Origin of the sequence: Burkholderia sp. BE12 (genome assembly GCF_002959955.1) — a bacterium.
GTDB lineage: Bacteria > Pseudomonadota > Gammaproteobacteria > Burkholderiales > Burkholderiaceae > Burkholderia.
Genome location: NZ_PREY01000003.1, coordinates 317,513 through 337,041, shown reverse-complemented (window position 1 = coordinate 337,041; position 19,529 = coordinate 317,513). Strand labels below are relative to the sequence as shown.

Below are 19,529 nucleotides of genomic sequence, written 5' to 3'. Positions count from 1 at the left end.
CAGCAGGCGCGCGTCGACGAAACATCAGCAGTGCGACACAACCCGATTCAAGCGAGGCATCCAGCATGAACCACGAAGTCATCATCACCTGCGCCGTCACGGGCGCGGGCGATACGGTCGGCAAGCATCCGGCGATTCCGGTCACGCCGAAGGAGATCGCGGCCGCCGCGATCGAAGCCGCGAAGGCCGGCGCGACGGTCGCCCACTGCCACGTGCGCGATCCGCACACGGGGCGCGGCAGCCGCGACCCGAAACTGTATCGCGAAGTGGTCGACCGTATCCGCTCGGCCGACGTCGACGTGATCATCAACCTGACGGCCGGCATGGGCGGCGATCTCGAGATCGGCCCCGGCGAGGACCCGATGCGCTTCGGCAAGGGCACCGACCTGGTCGGCGGCCTCACGCGCCTTGCGCACGTCGAGGAACTGCTGCCCGAAATCTGCACGCTCGACTGCGGCACGCTGAATTTCGGCGACGGCGACTACATCTACGTGTCGACACCCGCGCAGTTGCGCGCCGGCGCGAAGCGCATCCAGGAACTCGGCGTGAAGCCGGAACTGGAGATCTTCGACACGGGCCACCTGTGGTTCGCGAAGCAGTTGCTGAAGGAAGGGCTGCTCGACGATCCGCCGCTGTTCCAGCTCTGCCTCGGCATTCCGTGGGGCGCCCCGGCCGATACGGGCACGATGAAGGCGATGGTCGACAACCTGCCGCCGGGCGCGCACTGGGCCGGCTTCGGGATCGGCCGCATGCAGATGCCGATGGTCGCGCAGGCGATGCTGCTCGGCGGCCACGTACGCGTGGGCCTCGAAGACAACATCTGGCTCGATCGCGGCGTGCATGCGACCAACGGCACGCTCGTCGAGCGCGCTCGCGAGATCGTCGAACGCCTCGGCGGCCGTGTGCTGACGCCGGCCGAAGGCCGCCGCAAGCTCGGCCTGCCGGCGCGCGGCGAACGCGCGCTCGAACGCCGCGCGATCGCCGAATTCGCGTGAGCTTTTTCATTGACCGACATGGCACGGCGGCTTGCGTCTGCACGCGGCCGCCCACCGATTTCCCCTGATTTGAAGGATGCGTTGACATGGCTGTGAAGACCGACATCAAGACGTTTGCCGCCATCGGCACCGGCGTGATCGGCAGCGGATGGATTTCCCGCGCGCTCGCGCACGGCCTCGACGTGGTCGTGTGGGACCCGGCGCCGGGCGCCGAGGCGCGGCTGCGCGCGAACGTCGCGAATGCGTGGCCCGCGCTCGAACGCGTCGGCCTCGCGCCGGGCGCCGATCCCACGCGGCTGCGGTTCGTGCCGACGATCGAAGCGTGCGTCGCCGATGCCGATTTCATCCAGGAAAGCGCGCCCGAGCGCGAGGCGCTGAAGCTCGAGCTGCACGAGCAGATCAGCCGCGCGGCGAAGCCCGATGCGATCATCGCGTCGTCGACGTCGGGGCTGCTGCCGACCGATTTCTACGCGCGGGCGACGCATCCGGAGCGCTGCGTGGTCGGCCATCCGTTCAACCCCGTCTACCTGCTGCCGCTTGTCGAGGTGCTCGGCGGTGCGCGCACGTCGCCGGAAGCGGTCGAAGGCGCGATGGAGGTCTATCGCAAGCTCGGCATGCGGCCGCTGCACGTGCGCAAGGAAGTGCCGGGCTTCATCGCGGATCGTCTGCTCGAGGCGTTGTGGCGGGAGGCGCTGCATCTCGTCAACGAAGGCGTCGCGACGACCGGCGAAATCGACGACGCGATCCGCTTCGGCGCGGGCATCCGCTGGTCGTTCATGGGCACGTTCCTGACCTACACGCTGGCCGGCGGCGATGCGGGCATGCGACACTTCATGCAGCAATTCGGCCCCGCGCTCGAACTGCCGTGGACGAAGCTGGTCGCGCCGACGTTGACCGATGCGCTGATCGACAGCGTCGTCGAAGGCACGACCGAACAGCAGGGCACGCGCAGCATCAAGGAGCTCGAACGCTATCGCGACGAGTGCATCACCGAGGTGCTGAAATCGATCGCCGCGGTGAAGGCGCGGCACGGGATGCGATTCGAGGACTAGACGATGACGGGCGATATCCCGCTGACGATTTACCGCGACGTGGTGCGGCCCGAATGGGTCGACTACAACGGCCACCTGCGCGATGCGTTCTACCTGCTGATCTTCAGCTTCGCGACCGATGCGTTGCTGGATCGCATCGGCCTCGACGACGCCGCGCGTCGCGAACAGGGGCGCTCGGTCTATACGCTCGAAGCGCACGTCAACTACCTGCACGAGATCAAGGAAGGCACGGCAGTGCGCGTCGATGCGCGCGTGCTCGCACACGACGCGAAGCGGCTGCACCTGTATCTCGAACTGTTCGCCGACGGGCATGGCGACGCGGTATCGGCGAGCGAGCAGATGCTGCTGCACGTCGATACGCGCGACGGTGCGAAATCGGCGCCGTTCGACGACGACGTGGCCGCGCGCGTGGCCGAACTGCATGCATTGCAGCGCGATTGCGCGGCGCCGGCGTATGCGGGCCGCGTGATCGGGCTGCCGCCGCGCCGCTAGCGGCGCGCTTCACCTTTCGATCCTCACCTTCGACCGCGGAGCGTAGACGATGCTCGAACCGGAAATCGCGGCGTTCGTCGCGGCCGTCGACGCGTGGTATCCGGCCGATGCGGCGGCGCGCTCGCCCGACGAGCAGCGCCGCCTTTACGACCGCTTCGCGGCCGAATGGACACCGGCCGCGCTGCCGGCCGGCATCGTGCAGCAGGACGCCGCGTGGCGCGCGCCGGACGGTCGCACGATCGCACTCCGGCGCTATACGTCCGCGCACGGCACGCCGCGCGGCACGGTGCTGTTTTTTCATGGCGGCGGTTTCGTCGTCGGCTCGCTCGACAGTCATGCGCTGATCACCGCGCAACTGGCGGCCGATACGGGCCTCGACGTGATCGCCGTCGACTACCGGCTGGCGCCCGAACACCGCGCGCCGGCCGCGCTCGAAGATTGCCTGGCCGTCACGCGCGCCGCGCTCGAGGCGTGCTGGCCGTTCGGGCATTGCGTCCGTCCGTTGACGCTCGCGGGCGACAGCGCGGGCGGGATGCTCGCGGCGGCGGCGGCGACCGCGCTGCGCGATGCAGGCGAAGGTAGCGTGGACGGTATCGCGCTCGTTTATCCGATGCTCGGTTTCGAACCGCAATCGTCCGCGCGCGAAACGGAAGCGCACGCGCCGATGCTGACGCTCGACGACGTGCATCGCTATCGTGCGCTGTACTGGGGCGGTGACGTGTCCGACGCGCTGCGGGACCGCAACCCGCTGCTGCGCGCGTCGGTGCCGCTCGAGGCGGCGCGTTTCGACGGCTTGCCGCCCGTGCTCGCGATCGGCGCGGAGCACGATCCGCTGCGCGACGATGCGCGCGTGTACGTCGAACGGATTCGCGCGGCCGGCGGGGTCGCGCGGTACTGGATGGGAGAGGGGCTGGTGCACGGCTGCTGGCGCGCGCTCGGGACGAGCCCGCAGGCCGCACGGATGCACTGGATGGTCGGCGGGTTCTTGCTCGCACCACACGCGTAGCGGGCGTTTTCCGGGAGGCAACGATGCAGGCAGCGGCGCAACACCGTATCGAGGACTGGCGGACATTTTCGGCCGACGCGGCCATCGCGGCGGCGACGATCGGCGATGACGCGGTGGACGTCGAGTGGAGCGACGCGCGACGATCGCCGTTTCATTTCGACTGGCTGCGCGACAACTGCGCGTGTGCCGCATGCGTGCATGCGACCACGCGCGAACAGGTGTTCGAGATCGCCGATGCGCGCGAGGATCTGTCCGCGCTCACCGTGCACGTCGAAACCGACGGTGCGCTGCATGTGGAATGGAACGACGGGCACCGCAGCGCGTGGTCGCCGGGCTGGTTGCGTGCGCATGCATACGACGATGCGTCGCGCGCGGAGCGCCTGGCCGCGCACGGGCGGCACGTATGGACCGGCGACGATGCGACGGCGATCGGCGTGTTCGCGTGGTGCGACGTGATGGAGGACGACCGTGCGTTGCTGGCATGGCTCGGCGCATTGCAGCGCACGGGGCTGACGCTCGTCGAGGGCGTGCCGGCCGAGCGCGGCCGCGTCGACGGGATCGCGCGCCGCATCGGCCTGATCCGCGAAAGCAATTTCGGCGTGCTGTTCGACGTCGAATCGAAGCCGCGCCCGGACAGCAATGCGTATACGTCGCTGAATCTTCCGCCGCACACCGATCTTCCGACGCGCGAATTGCAGCCTGGCGTGCAGTTCCTGCACTGCCTCGCGAACGACGCGACGGGCGGCGACAGCATCTTCCTCGACGGCTTCGCGCTCGCGGACGCGCTGCGGCGCGAACATCCGGACGACTTCGAACGGCTCGCGTCGACGCCGTTCGAGTTCTGGAACAAGAGCGCGAACAGCGACTACCGCTGTTCGGCGCCGGTGATCGGGCTCGATGCGCGCGGCAACGTGACGGAGGTGCGCGTCGCGAACTTCCTGCGCGGGCCGCTCGATGCGCCGGCCGGTTCGGTCGCGGCGGTCTATCGTGCATACCGGCGGTTTCTCGCGCTGGCGCGCGAGCCGCGCTTTCGGGTGCAGCGCCGGCTGCGGGCGGGCGACATGTGGGCGTTCGACAACCGGCGCGTGCTGCATGCCCGCACCGAGTTCGATCCGTCGACGGGCCGACGGCACTTGCAGGGCTGTTACGTCGATCGCGACGAACTGCTGTCGCGGTGGCGCGTGCTGTCGCGGTCGGCGCCGGCCGGGGCCGTGGCGCGCTGAGCGGTGCACGCGGCGCACACGGCGTATTCACGCGCACCTGGTCGGGAAAAAGCACCCGGACGCCAGGCGTCCGGGCGAAGCCACCCGCTGCCGGGCGGCGGAGGTATGCGTTTCACAAAAAAGACGAGCCCCGCGAAGGGGCTCGTCCGGACTGCGTGACTTCATCGCGCGAGGCGCGGCGCCCGCCGAGGACGCGTCGGCTTACTGGCCGAAGAAGATCGAATCGCGTGCGTTCGACGACGCGGCCGGCGAGCCCGAGTGGACGAGCGGAGCCGGTTGTGCGCCGTAGCCGCTGGTGTCGGCGCCATGAACGCGCGCCTCGGCGCTCTGGATGTCGTTCGGGTAGTACGGGCTCGACAGGCCGGGCTTGTAGCCGGCTTGCTCGAGCTGGACCAGTTCGTTGCGCACTTGAGCGCGCGTCACGGTGCTTTGCGCGAATGCGCCGAACGAAGCGGACAGGGCGGCAGCGGCAACGACTGCGGAAACGAGCGATTTCATGGTGACCTCCGGTGTTTTATTGAGTTCGCTCTCGACACCATGTCTTGAGCGATTGATCAAATCTTAGTCACCGGCGTGTTCAGGGTAAACGCTGATTTTGACGATAAATTGTTTCCTGGCTGGTAACAGTGCCGCGTCGAATCAGTCTTTCAACGCGCTTTCTTTTCGGTTGTCGTAATAAGTATGAAGAATGCCGAGGTCGCTCGCGCGCGGTTCAGCGCGCTTCGGCCGCCGCATCGAACGGCCGGCCCGGCGCGCGGCCGGCCGGCGCGCCGGCGCTGAGGAAGCGCACGCCCGTCGCGGCTTCCGATGCTTCCCACAGCAACGCCGCCGCCGCCACGCTGCGCGCCGCGCGCGGCACGCTGGCTGGTGCCGGCAGGCCGCGCGATTCGAACCAGCCGGACGGCCCGATGTACGCCCCGCCGGCCAGATCGGGCGACGTTGCAGCATGAATCGTCGGCAGCGCGCCCTGGTCGGCCGGTTGTGCGAGATAACGGTTCGCGGCGCGCATCAGCGCGGCACGGGCCGGCGAGCGGTCCATCGCCGGGCCCGCGAACTGCAGATTGGTCGCCGCGTAGCCGGGGTGCGCGGCGACGCTGATCCCGGCGAACGCCGCGCGTTCGAAGCGGCGTTGCAACTCGATCGCGAACACGAGGTTCGCGAGCTTGCTGTCGCAATAGGCGAGATAACGGTTGTAGCGATGCGCGGCGCGCAGGTCGTCCACGCGAATCCGGCCGCCGCGGTTGAAACCGCTCGACATCGTGACGACGCGCGCCCGGCGTGCCGCGCGCAGCGCCGGCAGCAGATGGCCGGTCAGCGCGAAATGGCCGAGGTGGTTGGTGCCGAACTGCATCTCGAAGCCGTCGCGCGTGTGCCGCAGCGGCAGGAACATCACGCCGGCGTTGTTGCAGAGGATGTTGACGCGGCCGTGGCGTTCGCCGACGTCGGTCGCGAAGCGTGCGATCGACGCGAGATCGGCGAGGTCGAGCGGATCGACTTCGACGCGTGCATGAGGATGAAGCCGACGGATCGCGTCGGCAGCCTGCCCGCCGCGGGCGGCGTCGCGGCAGCCCATCACGACCGTCGCGCCTTTCGCGGCCAGCGTTTCCGCGAGCTGCCAGCCGAGACCGCTGTTGGCGCCGGTCACGACCGCGACCTTGCCGCCTTGCGCCGGGACGTGGCGCGCGCTCCATGCATGCATGTCTGCCTCCATCGGCGCGACCGGTCGGCCGCGGCACGTAATCGTTACATTGAGTGGTGTAACGATAGTGCGGGCGGACGCAGCAGACAAGCGGGGAATTAGACCGGCGCTTCCAGGGCTGGCGTAGGGTGTGGCATTGCAAGCCCGGCGCGCGGCCGGCAGGTTTACCTGCTCCCGGCCAGCGCGAGCACCTCGGCGGCGGAGATCATGGCGGCGGCATTCGCCGGGGCCGGGCGTTCGGCCGGGCGGAATACTTCGTCGCCGCGATGGATGACCTGGCGCGACAGCGCGCAGGTACCGGTGCGCTGCGCGAAGCGGCGTCGCCAGCGCTGCTCACCGTAGTGGCAGCGGCCGGGTTCGACCCAGCGGACGACGAGCAGCGTGTCGGAACGTTCGAGGATTTCGACGTGGACGTCGGCGGGATCGAGCGCAGGCAGGGATTTGGAGGCCTTCATTTGCCGTTTCCTAAAGCTCGTGCGGTTTCGTCCGTGGCAGTGGATGTCACTACCCGATGGCGAATCCGTAGCGGTTTCCATGAGTGGTGCGCTAAATGTAAGCGTCTGTGACCGGAAAAAACATCCTGTCTGGCTCAAATTACCTTTTGCCGATTTAGAAACAATCCAAGCTTATTTTCTTGGAAAACCAATGACAAAAAGCCCCGGACGGGAAGTCCGGGGCGGAAAATCGGCCCGCGCGCCGTGTCTGCTCGCCCAGTCACGGGATACATCGCCAGGGACGGAGGTGCCCGCAGGGATCCGGCGCGGGCGGGGAGGCGATGTACCGGAAGCGCGGTCCGGCAACGCCATGATGGCGCGCGCCACCCGTTGACACCCTGACGCGAACATGACTTTTTTGTCAGTTTGCCCTTCCAGCGTGCCGAACGCTGCGGAAGGAACGGCTGGAATACCCGCCGGTATTGGATTTGAGCGAATCGCCGGGCGCGGCGCCCACGCCGCTTTCCCGCCGAATTTCTGCGCCGCACGGATTCGCCCGCCCGGGTAAATACTGAATCCCAATTTCGTGACAAACGCGCAATCCGTTCCTATGATTGGTTGGACCTTTAGTCCTTTGTGCCAATCGGCCGACTGGCGGCCGGCTTTTTCGGAGAGACGCTCATGAGATTGCAGGGCAAACGCGCGCTGGTGACGGCGGCCGGGCAGGGCATCGGCCGCGCGACCGCGTTGCGGTTCGCGAGCGAGGGCGCCGACGTGCTGGCGACCGACATCAACGAAGCCGCGCTGGAGCGGCTCGAATCCGACGCCGAGCGCGCGGGCGGCCGGCTGGTCACGCGGCGGCTCGACGTCACCGACGCGAACGAGGTGGCCGCGCTCGCCGCGAGCGAACGCGCGTTCGACGTGCTGTTCAACTGCGCCGGATACGTGCACCACGGCTCGATCCTCGATTGCGACGACGACGCGTGGGCGTTCTCGCTGAACCTGAACGTCACGTCGATGTACCGGCTGATCCGCGCGCTGCTGCCCGCGATGCTCGAAGCGGGCGGCGCGTCGATCGTCAACATGGCGTCGGCCGCGTCGAGCGTGAAGGGCGTGCCGAACCGCTTCGTGTACGGCACCACCAAGGCGGCCGTGATCGGGCTGACCAAGGCGGTGGCGGCCGATTTCGTCGAGCGGGGCATCCGCTGCAACGCGATCTGCCCGGGCACGATCGAATCGCCGTCGCTGGCGCAGCGGATCGCGGACCAGGCGCGCACGCGCCATGTGTCCGACGACGAGGTGCGCCAGGCGTTCGTCGCGCGCCAGCCGATCGGCCGCATCGGCACCGCGGACGAGGTCGCCGCACTCGCGCTGTACCTGGCGTCCGACGAAGCGTCGTTCACCACCGGCACGATTCATCTGATCGACGGCGGCTGGTCGAACTGACCGCGTCTAACTGACCGTGTCTAATTGATCGCACCTTCCCATTCACTTTCCGTTTCCGTTCAGACGACGATATGAAACTGCTGAGATTTGGCGACAAACACCATGAAAAGCCGGGCCTGCTGGATGCGCAGGGCCACATTCGCGACCTGTCCGGCGTGATCGACGACATCGCCGGCGACGTGCTGACCCCCGCGTCGCTCGCGCGGCTGCGCGACATTCCGCCGTCGTCGCTGCCGCTCGTCGAAGGCACGCCGCGGCTCGGCGCGTGCGTCGGCCGCGTCGGCAAGTTCATCTGCATCGGGCTCAATTATTCGGATCACGCCGCCGAATCCGGGATGGAGGTGCCCAAGGAGCCCGTCGTGTTCGGCAAGTGGACGAGCGCGATCTCGGGCCCGAACGACGACGTCGAAATCCCGCGCGGCTCGGAGAAGACCGACTGGGAAGTCGAACTCGGCGTGGTGATCGGCCAGGGCGGCCGCTATATCGACGAAGCCGACGCGCTGTCGCACGTCGCGGGTTACTGCGTCGTGAACGACGTGTCGGAACGCGAATACCAGCTCGAGCGCGGCGGCACGTGGGACAAGGGCAAGGGCAACGACACGTTCGGCCCGCTTGGGCCCTGGCTCGTGACGGCCGACGAAGTGCCCGATCCGCACGCGCTGCGGCTGTGGCTGGAAGTGGACGGCCACCGCTACCAGAACGGCACGACCGCGACGATGGTGTTCCGCGTGCCGCACCTGATCAGCTACCTGAGCCGCTTCATGAGCCTGCAGCCGGGCGACGTGATCTCGACCGGCACGCCGCCGGGCGTCGGCCTCGGGCAGAAGCCGCCCGTCTATCTGCGCGCCGGACAGGTGATCACGCTCGGCATCGACGGGCTCGGCGAGCAACGCCAGCGCACCGTGCAGGCCTGATTCCCTTCAACGGACGGTTCGTCATGCCTATCATTCGATCGATGCGCGTCCTCGACGTGCGCTTTCCGACCTCGCGCCAGCTCGACGGCTCCGACGCGATGAATCCGGACCCCGATTATTCGGCGGCCTACGTCGTGCTCGAAACCGACCACGACGGCCTCGAAGGTCACGGGCTCACGTTCACCATCGGGCGCGGCAACGAAATCTGCTGTGCGGCGATCGATGCGATGCGCCACCTCGTCATCGGCCTCGACCTCGACTGGATTTGCGAGGACATGGGCCGTTTCTGGCGGCACGTCACGTCGGACAGCCAGTTGCGCTGGATCGGCCCCGACAAGGGCGCGATCCATCTGGCGACGGGCGCCGTCGTCAATGCAGTGTGGGATTTGTGGGCGAAGGCCGTGGGCAAGCCGCTGTGGCGGCTCGTCGCCGACATGAGCCCCGAGGAGCTGGTGCGGGCGATCGACTTCCGCTACCTGACCGACTGCCTGAGCCCGGACGAAGCGCTCGACCTGCTGCGCCGGCAGGCGCCCGGCAAGGCCGCGCGGATCGCCGCGCTGGAGCGCGACGGCTACCCGTGCTACACGACGTCGGCCGGCTGGCTCGGCTACAGCGACGACAAGCTGCGCCGGCTCTGCCGCGAGGCGGTGGAAGAAGGTTTCGACTACGTGAAACTGAAAGTCGGCGCGAACCTCGAGGACGACATCCGCCGCGTGACGATCGCGCGCGAGGTGATCGGCCCCGATCGCAAGCTGATGATCGACGCGAACCAGGTGTGGGAAGTCGACGAGGCGATCGACTGGGTGCGCGAGCTCGCATTCGCGCGGCCGTGGTTCATCGAGGAGCCGACGAGCCCCGACGACGTCGAAGGGCATCGCAAGATCCGCAAGGCGATCGCGCCGGTGCAGGTCGCGACCGGCGAGATGTGCCAGAACCGCGTGCTGTTCAAGCAGTTCATCGCGCGCGGCGCGATCGACGTCGTGCAGATCGACGCGTGCCGGCTCGGCGGCGTGAACGAAATTCTCGCGGTGATGCTGATGGCCGCGAAATACGGGCTGCCGGTGTGCCCGCACGCGGGCGGCGTCGGGCTGTGCGAATACGTGCAGCACCTGTCGATGATCGACTACGTATGCATTTCCGGCACGAAGGAGGGGCGCGTGACCGAGTACGTCGATCACCTGCACGAGCATTTCGTCGAACCGTGCGTGGTGCGCGGCGCGGCGTACATGCCGCCGACGGCGCCCGGTTTCTCGATCGAGATGAAGCCCGAATCGCTGGAGCAGTACCGGTTCCGCGGCTGACGCATGGCAACGCACGACGGCGCGCCACGCGCGTCGTGCGCGGCGACAACATGAACGACGGAGACGCGAAGTGGATTTGAATCTGCAAGACAAGGTCGTGATCGTGACCGGCGGCGCGTCGGGCATCGGCGCCGCGATCTCGATGCGGCTCGCCGGCGAAGGCGCGATCCCGGTGGTGTTCGCGCGCCACGCGCCCGACGACGCGTTCTGGCGCGCACTCGCGCAGAAACAGCCGCGCGCCGCGTGCGTGACCGTCGAGCTGCAGGACGACGCGCAGTGCCGCGACGCCGTGGCGCAGACCATCGCGCGCTTCGGCCGCATCGACGGCCTCGTCAACAACGCGGGCATCAACGACAGCATCGGGCTCGATGCCGGGCGCGACGCGTTCGTCGCGTCGCTCGAACGCAACCTCATCCACTACTACGCGATGGCGCACTACTGCGTGCCGCACCTGAAGGCGGCGCGCGGCGCGATCGTCAACATCTCGTCGAAGACGGCCGTGACCGGGCAGGGCAACACGAGCGGCTATTGCGCGTCGAAGGGCGCGCAGCTCGCGCTGACGCGCGAATGGGCCGTCGCGTTGCGCGACGACGGCGTGCGCGTGAACGCGGTGATTCCCGCCGAAGTGATGACGCCGCTGTACCGAAGCTGGCTCGCCGGCTTCGACGATCCGGACGCGAAGCTCGCCGGCATCGCCGGCAAGGTGCCGCTCGGCCAGCGTTTCACGACGGCCGACGAGATTGCCGACACGGCCGTGTTCCTACTGTCGGATCGCGCATCGCACACGACGGGCCAGTGGCTGTTCGTCGACGGCGGCTACACGCATCTCGATCGTGCGATCAGCTGAGGGCCGCGATTCATGCAAGCCGACCTGAATCCGAACACCGCGCCGCCGCTGATCGCACTGACCGGCATCGGCAAGCGCTTTCCGGGCGTGCAGGCGCTCGACGATTGCCGTTTCGACCTGCGCGCGGGCGAAGTGCATGCGCTGATGGGCGAGAACGGCGCCGGCAAGTCGACGCTGATGAAGATTCTCGCGGGCGTCTATCAGCGCGACGCAGGCGAAATCCGGATGGACGGCCGCCCGGTGGAGATTGCCGATCCGCGTGCCGCGCAGGCGCTCGGCATCGGCATCATCCATCAGGAACTGAACCTGATGAACCACCTGAGCGTCGCGCAGAACATCTTCATCGGCCGCGAGCCGCGCGGCCGTCTCGGCATGTTCGTCGACGAAGACAAGCTGAACCGCGACGCGGCCGCGATTTTCCAGCGGATGCGGCTCGATCTCGATCCTCGCACGCCCGTGGGCAGGCTGACGGTCGCAAAGCAGCAGATGGTCGAGATCGCGAAGGCGCTGTCGTTCGACTCGCGCGCGCTGATCATGGACGAGCCGACCGCCGCGCTGAACAACGCGGAGATCGCCGAACTGTTCCGCATCATCCGCGACCTGCGCGCGAACGGGGTCGGCATCGTCTACATCTCGCACAAGATGGACGAGCTGCGCCAGATCGCCGATCGCGTGACCGTGATGCGCGACGGCAAGTACGTCGCGACCGTGCCGATGGCGGATACGTCGATGGAGTCGATCATTTCGATGATGGTCGGCCGTCAGCTCGATACGGACACCCGTACGCCGCCCGATACGTCCGCGAACGAAATCGCGCTGGAAGTGCGCGGGCTGTCGCGCGGCCGCGCGATCCGCGACGTCGGCTTCACGCTGCGGCGCGGCGAGATCCTCGGCTTCGCCGGGCTGATGGGCGCGGGCCGTACCGAGGTCGCGCGCGCGGTGTTCGGCGCGGACCCGGTCGATGCGGGCGAGATCCGCGTGCACGGCAGGGCCGTGACGATCCGCACGCCCGCCGACGCGGTGAAGTTCGGCATCGGCTATCTGTCCGAGGATCGCAAGCACTTCGGGCTCGCGGTCGGGATGGACGTGCAGAACAACATCGCGCTGTCGAGCATGCGCCGCTTCGTGCGCCGCGGCGTGTTCCTCGATGCGCGCGGGATGCGCGAGGCCGCGCAGTCGTACGTGCGGCAGCTCGCGATCCGCACGCCGTCGGTCGCGCAGCCCGCGCGACTGCTGTCGGGCGGCAACCAGCAGAAGATCGTTATCGCGAAGTGGCTGCTGCGCGACTGCGACATCCTGTTCTTCGACGAGCCGACGCGCGGCATCGACGTCGGCGCGAAAAGCGAGATCTACAAGCTGCTCGATGCGCTCGCCGCCGACGGCAAGGCGATCGTGATGATCTCGTCGGAGCTGCCCGAGGTGCTGCGCATGAGCCACCGGATTCTCGTGATGTGCGAAGGCCGCGTGACCGGCGAATTGCGCGCGGCCGACGCCACGCAGGAAAAGATCATGCAGCTCGCGACGCAGCGCGAGTCGACCGTGTTGTCCTGATTCACAAGCCGATCCCATCATGTCCAACGATACGCATCCCGTTCCGCCCCTTGCCACCGGCGACACGCCGGCCGCCGCATCGAGCCTGAAATCGCGCTTCTTCAACCCGGCCGCGCGGCAGAAGCTGCTCGCGTTCGCGAGCCTCGTGCTGCTGATCGTGTTCTTCAGCTTCGCGTCGTCGAACTTCCTCGAGGTCGACAACCTCGTGTCGATCCTGCAGGCGACCGCCGTGAACGGCGTGCTGGCCGTCGCCTGTACCTACGTGATCATCACGTCCGGCATCGACCTGTCGGTCGGCACGCTGATGACGTTCTGCGCGGTGATGGCCGGCGTCGTGCTGACGAAATGGGGGATGCCGCTGCCGCTCGGGATCCTCGCCGCGTTGTGCTTCGGCGCGCTGTCGGGCTGCGTGTCGGGCTTCGTGATCGCGAAGATGAAGGTGCCTCCGTTCATCGCGACGCTCGGCATGATGATGCTGCTGAAGGGGCTGTCGCTCGTGATCTCGGGCACGCGGCCGATCTACTTCAACGACACGCCGGGCTTCACGTCGATCGCGCAGGATTCGCTGATCGGCAACCTGATCCCCGCGCTGCCGATCCCGAACGCGGTGCTGATCCTGTTCCTCGTCGCGATCGGCGCGTCGATCGTGCTGAACCGTACCATCTTCGGCCGCTACACGTTCGCGCTCGGCAGCAACGAGGAGGCGCTGCGGCTCTCCGGCGTGAACGTCGACGCGTGGAAGATCGCCGTCTACACGTTCAGCGGCGCTGTGTGCGGAATCGCCGGCCTGCTGATCGCGTCGCGGCTGAACTCGGCGCAGCCGGCGCTCGGGCAGGGCTACGAGCTCGATGCGATCGCGGCCGTCGTGATCGGCGGCACGTCGCTGTCGGGCGGCGCGGGCAGCATCGTCGGCACCATCATCGGCGCGTTCATCATGAGCGTGCTGACCAACGGCCTGCGCATCATGTCGGTCGCGCAGGAATGGCAGACGGTCGTGACGGGCGTGATCATCATCCTCGCCGTCTATGTGGACATCCTGCGCCGGCGCCGCCGCTGACGCCGGCATGGACGCCAACACGCATGCGCTTCACCGCCGGCCGGGCCGGCATTTCAGTCGATACCAACCAAGGAGACGCGAAGTGATCAGGAGCAAGGTGTTGAACGCGATCGTCGGGCTGACGTTCGCCGTCGGCGTCACGGCCGGCGCGCAGGCGCAGGAAACCTACATCCCGCTGATCTCGAAAGGCTTCCAGCATCAGTTCTGGCAGGCCGTGAAATCGGGCGCGATGCAAGCCGCGAAGGACTACAAGGTGAAGGTGACGTTCGAAGGGCCCGAAACCGAGGCGATGGTCGACAAGCAGATCGACATGCTGTCCGCCGCGATCGCGAAGAAGCCGGCCGCGCTCGGCTTCGCGGCCCTCGACAGCAAGGCCGCGCTGCCGCTCTTGAAGAAGGCGCAGGCCGAGAAGATTCCGGTGATCGCGTTCGATTCGGGTGTGGACAGCGACATTCCGGTGACGACGGCCGCGACCAACAACAAGGCGGCTGCCGCGCTCGCCGCCGACAAGCTTGCCGCGCTGATCGGCGACGCAGGCGAGGTGGCCGTGGTCGCGCACGACCAGACGAGCCGCACCGGCATCGATCGCCGCGACGGCTTCCTCGACCGGATGAAGTCGGCGCACCCGAAGGTGCAGGTCGTGACCGTGCAGTACGGCGAAGGCGATCAGCTGAAATCGACCGAAGTGACGAAGTCGATCCTGCAGGCGTATCCCAAGCTCAAGGGGCTGTTCGGCACCAACGAAGGCTCGGCGATCGGCGTGGTCAACGGCGTGCGCGAGATGAAGCGCAAGGTCGTGATCGTCGGCTACGATTCCGGCAAGCAGCAGAAGGACGCGATCCGCAGCGGGCTGATGGCCGGCGCGATCACGCAGAACCCGATCGGGATCGGCTACAAGACGGTCGAGGCGGCCGTGAAGGCGATCAAGGGCGAGAAACTGCCGAAGGTCATCGATACCGGTTTCTACTGGTACGACAAGACCAATATCGACGATCCGAAGATCGCGGCGGTGTTGTACGACTGAGCGTTGCGGATGGGCGGGGCGGCGATGCGGGCCGTCGCCGCCGCGGTGATCGAACACGAGGGCATCATGGGCGCAGTGCGCATCGATTCGCATCAGCACTTCTGGCGTTATCGCGCGGCCGACTATCCGTGGATCGGCCCCGGCATGGGCGTGCTCGCGCGCGACTACCTGCCCGACGCGCTGTGGCCGCGGATGCATGCACAGGCGCTCGGCGCGTCGATCGCGGTGCAGGCGCGCGCCGGGCGCGACGAGACGGCGTTCCTGCTCGATCTGGCGCGCGACGATGCACGCATCGCGGCGGTGGTCGGCTGGGAGGATCTCGGTGCGCCGGCGCTGGCCGACCGTGTCGCCGAGTGGCGCAGCCCGAAGCTGCGCGGCTTTCGTCATCAGGTGCAGGACGAAGCCGACGTCGGCGCGTTCGTCGCGGATCCCGGCTTCAATCGCGGCGTCGCGTGGCTGCAGGCGAACGGCTACGTGTACGACGTGCTCGTGTTCGAGCGCCAGTTGCCGGACGTGCGCGCGTTCTGCGCGCGGCACGACGCGCACTGGCTCGTGCTCGACCACGCCGGCAAGCCGGCGCTCGCCGAGTTCGAGCGCGACGACACGGCGCTCGCGCGCTGGCGCGCGTCGCTGCGCGAATTCGGCGCGCTGCTGCACGTCGCGTGCAAGCTGTCGGGGCTCGTGACCGAAGCCGACTGGCGGCGCGGCCTGCGCGGGCAGGACATCCGGCATATCGAGCAGTGCCTCGACGCGGCGCTCGACGCGTTCGGCCCGCAGCGGCTGATGTTCGGATCGGACTGGCCCGTGTGCCTGCTCGCGGCGTCGTATGACGAAGTGGCGTCGCTGGTCGAGCGCTGGGCCGAATCGCGGCTGTCGGCGGCCGAACGCGCCGCGTTGTGGGGCGGCACGGCCGCGCGCTGCTACGCGGTGCCGGGCGATGTGAAGCGCGGCATATAAAATAGGCGCGAGCGGTCCGCGCGATTCGTCGGACCGTCCGGAACGAAACCGATTACCAGCGTCAACGTATGTCCATCCAGCCGATTCAGAACCGCCGCCTCTACCAGCAGATCGCCGACAAGCTCAGTGCGATGATCGAGTCCGGCGATTTCCCGCCGGGCAGTTATCTGCCGCCCGAGCGCGAACTCGCCGAACGGTTCGGCGTGTCGCGCACGTCGGTGCGCGAGGCGCTGATCGCGCTCGAAGTGAACGGGCTCGTCAGCGTGCGCGTCGGCGACGGCGTGAAGGTGCGCCATCCCGAAACGGCCGCCGCGCCCGAACCCGCATCGGCGCCCGACGCGAAGGTCGCGCCGTTCACGATCGTCGAGATCGATCCGGAGCTCGGCATCGCGCTCGACCTCGATACCGAAATCCCGCCGTTCGCGCTGCTGCAGGCGCGCCGGCTGATCGAGCCGGAAGCCGCATCGCTGGCCGCGAAGCACGGCTCGGACGCGCAGATCGAAGGCATTCACGAAGCGTTCCTGCGCAACCAGGACGACAACCGCAGCGGCTCGCTCACGCATCCGGGCGACCGGCTGTTCCATATCCGCATCGCGGAAGCGAGCGACAATCCGGCGTATGCGCTGATGATCAAGCAGTTGCTCGCGCACAAGTACGACCTGATGTTCCAGCGGCTGCAGTCGCTGTACATGCCGAACGACATGCCGCACCGGTCGGAATGCGAGCATCGCGCGATCCTCGACGCGATCCGCGCGCGCGATCCCGAAGCCGCGCGCCGCGCGATGGCCGAGCATCTCGACGAAGTGATCCGCATCTTCGGCCGCGCGCTCGACTGAACGTGCGAGTCGATTCCCTGCAGGTTCGGAAGCGGCGGACGCGATGCGGCTCCGCCAGGGCGCCGACGCGGCCCCCGTATCGCGCGAATACACCGGCCGCCGGGACCGAACGAACACTGCGATGCGAGCGCCGCGCGCCGGCCCACCGGCATGCCGCTCGCGCGCCGAATGGAGTGTGACGAATGCGCGTGAACGATTGCCACAATTTCCACGACTTCCGTGAGCTCGCCAGACGGCGGTTGCCGGGACCGATCTTCAATTACATCGACGGTGCGGCCGACGATGAAGCCACGTATCGACGCAACACGAGCGCATTCGAAAGCTGCGATCTGGTACCGAACGTGTTGCGTGGCGTGCGCGATGTCGATCTGTCGGTGACGGTCATGGGACAAAAGCTCGGCATGCCGGTTTATTGTTCGCCGACGGCGCTGCAACGCCTGTTTCATCACGACGGCGAGCGGGCCGTCGCCGCTGCGGCCGCGAAATTCGACACGATGTTCGGGGTGTCGTCGCTCGGCACCGTGAGCCTGGAAGAGGCCCGTGCGATCAGCCCGGGCCCGCAGGTGTACCAGTTCTACTTTCACAAGGATCGCGGTCTCAACCGCGAAATGATGAACCGCTCGCGGGAGGCCGGCGTGAACGTGATGATGCTGACGGTAGACAGCATCACCGGCGGCAATCGCGAGCGCGACAAGCGCACCGGCTTCTCGATTCCGTTCCGGCTGACGCTCGCGGGGCTGACCGAGTTCGCGTTGAAGCCGGCCTGGGCGTTCAACTATCTGACCCACGAGCGGTTCCGTTTGCCGCAACTTGACCGGCATGTCGACATGGGCGGCGGCGCGATGTCGATCAGCCGCTACTTCACGGACATGCTCGATCCGTCGATGTCATGGGACGACGTCGCCGCGATGGTGCGGGAGTGGGGCGGCCAGTTTTGCCTGAAAGGCGTGATGTCGGTCGACGACGCCCGCAGGGCGGCGGACATCGGTTGTACCGGCATCGTGTTGTCGAACCACGGCGGGCGGCAACTGGACGGCTCGCGCGCCGCGTTCGATCAGCTTGCCGAGGTCGTCGACGCGGTGGGCGACCGGATCGACGTGATGATGGACGGCGGCGTGCAGCGGGGTTCGCACGTACTGAAAGCGCTGGCGCTGGGGGCGAAGGCGGTCGGCCTCGGGCGCTACTACCTGTTCCCGCTCGCCGCTGCGGGGCAGCCCGGCGTCGAGCGCGCGTTGCAGCTGATGCGGACGGAGATCGAACGCGATATGCGGCTGATGGGCTGCGCGTCCGTCTCGCAGCTCGGGCGAAATCAGCTTCGCTTTCGCTGACGGCGGGGGCGACGCCGGTCCTGCGTTCGGGCCGGTTGGCGTTGCGCGCTCAGAAGCGATCCGCGCGATACGGCGCCGGATCGGTGAACGTCGCCTCGCCCGTCATCATCTCGGCCAGCAGGCGGCCGGTGACGGGGCCGAGCGTCAGCCCGTGATGGTTGTGCCCGAACGCGAACCACAGCCCGCGATGCGCGGGCGCGGGGCCGATCACCGGGCGCATGTCGGGCGTGCACGGCCGGAAGCCGAGCCACGGCTGCGGGTCGAGCCGCTCGCCGAACCCGAACACCGGCCGTGCGACGCGTTCCGCGCGTTCGAGCTGCACACCCGTTGGCGGAAGCCCGCGCCGCGCGATCTCGACGCCGGTCGTCAGTCGCAGCCCGCGCCGCATCGGCGCGATCACGTAACCGTATTCGCGATCGACGATCGGCGCCGACGGTACGCCGCGGTCGGACGGCGCGTAGTGCATGTGATAGCCGCGCTTCTCGCGCAGCGGGATCTTGTAGCCGAACTTGCCGAACACCGTGTCGGACCACGGGCCGAGCGCGACCACGACGGCCGGCGCGGCCGCTGGGCCGTCGTCGGTCCGGACCTGCCAGCCGGGCGACAGCGCGTCGAGGCTTGCGGCGTCGCCCGTCAGCAACGTGCCGCCGCCTTGCACGAAGAGCTGCGCATATGCTTTGACGAGCGCGGCCGGATCGACGACGCTTTTCGGGTCGAGCCAGTGCAGCGCGCCGCAAAAGCCCGGTGCGAGGCTCGGTTCGTGGGCGAGCAGCGCGGCCGCGTCGAGCGGCGTGATGCCGAGCCCATGGCGGCGCGCGGTGAGGCCGGCCTCGGCCACGCCGCGTTCGAATGCGGCCGGCGTGCGGAACGCTTCCAGCCAGCCGCTCGCGCGGATCAGTTCGCCGGCGCCGGCCCGCGCGATCAGCGCATCGTGTTCGACGATGCAGCGTTCGATCAGCGGCAGCATGTCGCGCGACGCCGCCGCGTGACGCAGCGGCGCCGATTCCCACCAGAACCGTGCGAGCCATGGCGCGAACGCGGGCAGCGACGCGCTGTGCCAGTAGAGGTCGGTCGAGCGGTTCAACGCATAGCGCATCAGTGTGAACGGGCTGCGCGGGAACGGGTACGGCTCGACCGACGAGCGCTCGATCAGCCCGGCATTGCCGAAGCTCGTGCCTTCGCCGGGCGCGCCGCGATCGACGAGGGCGACCTTGCGGCCGCGATCCTGCAGGTGCAGCGCGGCGGAAACGCCGACGATGCCGGCGCCGAGAACGATGACGTCGAAATCCATGGGTGATGAAAGACGGTTGGCGGTGCGCTTGCCCGCGATGCGGTGTGCGCGCCAAGGTTGGGGGCATTCGAACTGC

The 19,529-nt window shown here is 68.0% G+C and carries 19 protein-coding genes; 15 read left to right on the top strand and 4 right to left on the bottom strand.

What is annotated here, in order from left to right; genetic code table 11:
• Nucleotides 1-65 precede the first annotated feature (65 nt).
• From C4B30_RS05275 to C4B30_RS05255, 5 genes are all read left to right on the top strand, one after another.
• On the top strand, nucleotides 66-995 hold the full coding sequence (locus C4B30_RS05275) for a 3-keto-5-aminohexanoate cleavage protein (protein ID WP_105131923.1): 930 nt from the start codon (nucleotides 66-68) through the stop codon (nucleotides 993-995).
• An 86-nt stretch (nucleotides 996-1,081) separates the two neighbouring features.
• A complete protein-coding gene (locus C4B30_RS05270) occupies nucleotides 1,082-2,047 on the top strand; it encodes an L-carnitine dehydrogenase (RefSeq protein WP_089502187.1) in 966 nt (321 codons plus the stop codon).
• 3 nt (nucleotides 2,048-2,050) lie between these two features.
• Nucleotides 2,051-2,539, top strand: a complete 489-nt coding sequence (locus tag C4B30_RS05265) for a thioesterase family protein (protein WP_089502186.1) — start codon at nucleotides 2,051-2,053, stop codon at nucleotides 2,537-2,539.
• Nucleotides 2,540-2,588: 49 nt separating this feature from the next.
• A complete protein-coding gene (locus C4B30_RS05260; RefSeq protein ID WP_089502185.1) occupies nucleotides 2,589-3,545 on the top strand; it encodes an alpha/beta hydrolase in 957 nt (318 codons plus the stop codon).
• Nucleotides 3,546-3,568: 23 nt separating this feature from the next.
• The gene (locus C4B30_RS05255; RefSeq protein ID WP_089502184.1) at nucleotides 3,569-4,768 is read left to right on the top strand and encodes a TauD/TfdA family dioxygenase; all 1,200 of its coding nucleotides are present in this window, start codon (nucleotides 3,569-3,571) and stop codon (nucleotides 4,766-4,768) included.
• Nucleotides 4,769-4,969: 201 nt separating this feature from the next.
• Here the strand turns inward: C4B30_RS05255 and C4B30_RS05250 are convergent, their stop codons facing one another.
• The 3 genes from C4B30_RS05250 to C4B30_RS05240 form a co-directional block, all read right to left on the bottom strand.
• Nucleotides 4,970-5,266, bottom strand: coding sequence for a DUF4148 domain-containing protein (locus C4B30_RS05250; RefSeq protein ID WP_027781281.1), 297 nt, complete (start codon nucleotides 5,264-5,266; stop codon nucleotides 4,970-4,972).
• A 214-nt stretch (nucleotides 5,267-5,480) separates the two neighbouring features.
• Nucleotides 5,481-6,467 carry an oxidoreductase gene (locus tag C4B30_RS05245; protein WP_089502417.1) on the bottom strand — a complete coding sequence of 329 codons (987 nt, stop codon included), beginning with the start codon at nucleotides 6,465-6,467 and terminating at the stop codon, nucleotides 5,481-5,483.
• Between the two features lie 164 nt (nucleotides 6,468-6,631).
• Nucleotides 6,632-6,922: a DUF3331 domain-containing protein gene (locus C4B30_RS05240; protein ID WP_006484717.1), complete on the bottom strand. Its 291-nt coding sequence runs from the start codon at nucleotides 6,920-6,922 to the stop codon at nucleotides 6,632-6,634.
• Nucleotides 6,923-7,582: 660 nt separating this feature from the next.
• Between C4B30_RS05240 and C4B30_RS05235 the strand changes: the two genes are divergently transcribed.
• From C4B30_RS05235 to C4B30_RS05190, 10 genes are all read left to right on the top strand, one after another.
• The gene (locus tag C4B30_RS05235) at nucleotides 7,583-8,347 is read left to right on the top strand and encodes an SDR family oxidoreductase (protein ID WP_027781279.1); all 765 of its coding nucleotides are present in this window, start codon (nucleotides 7,583-7,585) and stop codon (nucleotides 8,345-8,347) included.
• Between the two features lie 71 nt (nucleotides 8,348-8,418).
• Complete coding sequence (locus tag C4B30_RS05230; protein WP_059502362.1) at nucleotides 8,419-9,261, top strand: ureidoglycolate lyase; 843 nt, start codon at nucleotides 8,419-8,421, stop codon at nucleotides 9,259-9,261.
• Nucleotides 9,262-9,284: 23 nt separating this feature from the next.
• A complete protein-coding gene (locus C4B30_RS05225) occupies nucleotides 9,285-10,562 on the top strand; it encodes an L-fuconate dehydratase (RefSeq protein WP_105131922.1) in 1,278 nt (425 codons plus the stop codon).
• Between the two features lie 70 nt (nucleotides 10,563-10,632).
• Nucleotides 10,633-11,409: an SDR family oxidoreductase gene (locus C4B30_RS05220; protein ID WP_089502183.1), complete on the top strand. Its 777-nt coding sequence runs from the start codon at nucleotides 10,633-10,635 to the stop codon at nucleotides 11,407-11,409.
• Between the two features lie 12 nt (nucleotides 11,410-11,421).
• Nucleotides 11,422-12,960: a sugar ABC transporter ATP-binding protein gene (locus C4B30_RS05215; RefSeq protein WP_089502182.1), complete on the top strand. Its 1,539-nt coding sequence runs from the start codon at nucleotides 11,422-11,424 to the stop codon at nucleotides 12,958-12,960.
• A gap of 19 nt (nucleotides 12,961-12,979) precedes the next feature.
• Nucleotides 12,980-14,017 (top strand): ABC transporter permease, encoded by a 1,038-nt coding sequence (locus C4B30_RS05210; RefSeq protein WP_006480700.1) that lies wholly within the window; start codon nucleotides 12,980-12,982, stop codon nucleotides 14,015-14,017.
• Between the two features lie 82 nt (nucleotides 14,018-14,099).
• The gene (locus C4B30_RS05205; RefSeq protein ID WP_027781274.1) at nucleotides 14,100-15,041 is read left to right on the top strand and encodes an ABC transporter substrate-binding protein; all 942 of its coding nucleotides are present in this window, start codon (nucleotides 14,100-14,102) and stop codon (nucleotides 15,039-15,041) included.
• 66 nt (nucleotides 15,042-15,107) lie between these two features.
• Nucleotides 15,108-15,998, top strand: coding sequence for an amidohydrolase family protein (locus tag C4B30_RS05200; protein ID WP_105131948.1), 891 nt, complete (start codon nucleotides 15,108-15,110; stop codon nucleotides 15,996-15,998).
• A gap of 68 nt (nucleotides 15,999-16,066) precedes the next feature.
• Nucleotides 16,067-16,834 carry a FadR/GntR family transcriptional regulator gene (locus C4B30_RS05195; RefSeq protein WP_089502181.1) on the top strand — a complete coding sequence of 256 codons (768 nt, stop codon included), beginning with the start codon at nucleotides 16,067-16,069 and terminating at the stop codon, nucleotides 16,832-16,834.
• Nucleotides 16,835-17,016: 182 nt separating this feature from the next.
• The gene (locus C4B30_RS05190; RefSeq protein WP_027781271.1) at nucleotides 17,017-18,162 is read left to right on the top strand and encodes an alpha-hydroxy acid oxidase; all 1,146 of its coding nucleotides are present in this window, start codon (nucleotides 17,017-17,019) and stop codon (nucleotides 18,160-18,162) included.
• Between the two features lie 49 nt (nucleotides 18,163-18,211).
• On the opposite strand, the gene C4B30_RS05185 is transcribed toward C4B30_RS05190, so the two are convergent.
• Nucleotides 18,212-19,453: an NAD(P)/FAD-dependent oxidoreductase gene (locus C4B30_RS05185; protein WP_089502180.1), complete on the bottom strand. Its 1,242-nt coding sequence runs from the start codon at nucleotides 19,451-19,453 to the stop codon at nucleotides 18,212-18,214.
• Nucleotides 19,454-19,529 lie beyond the last annotated feature (76 nt).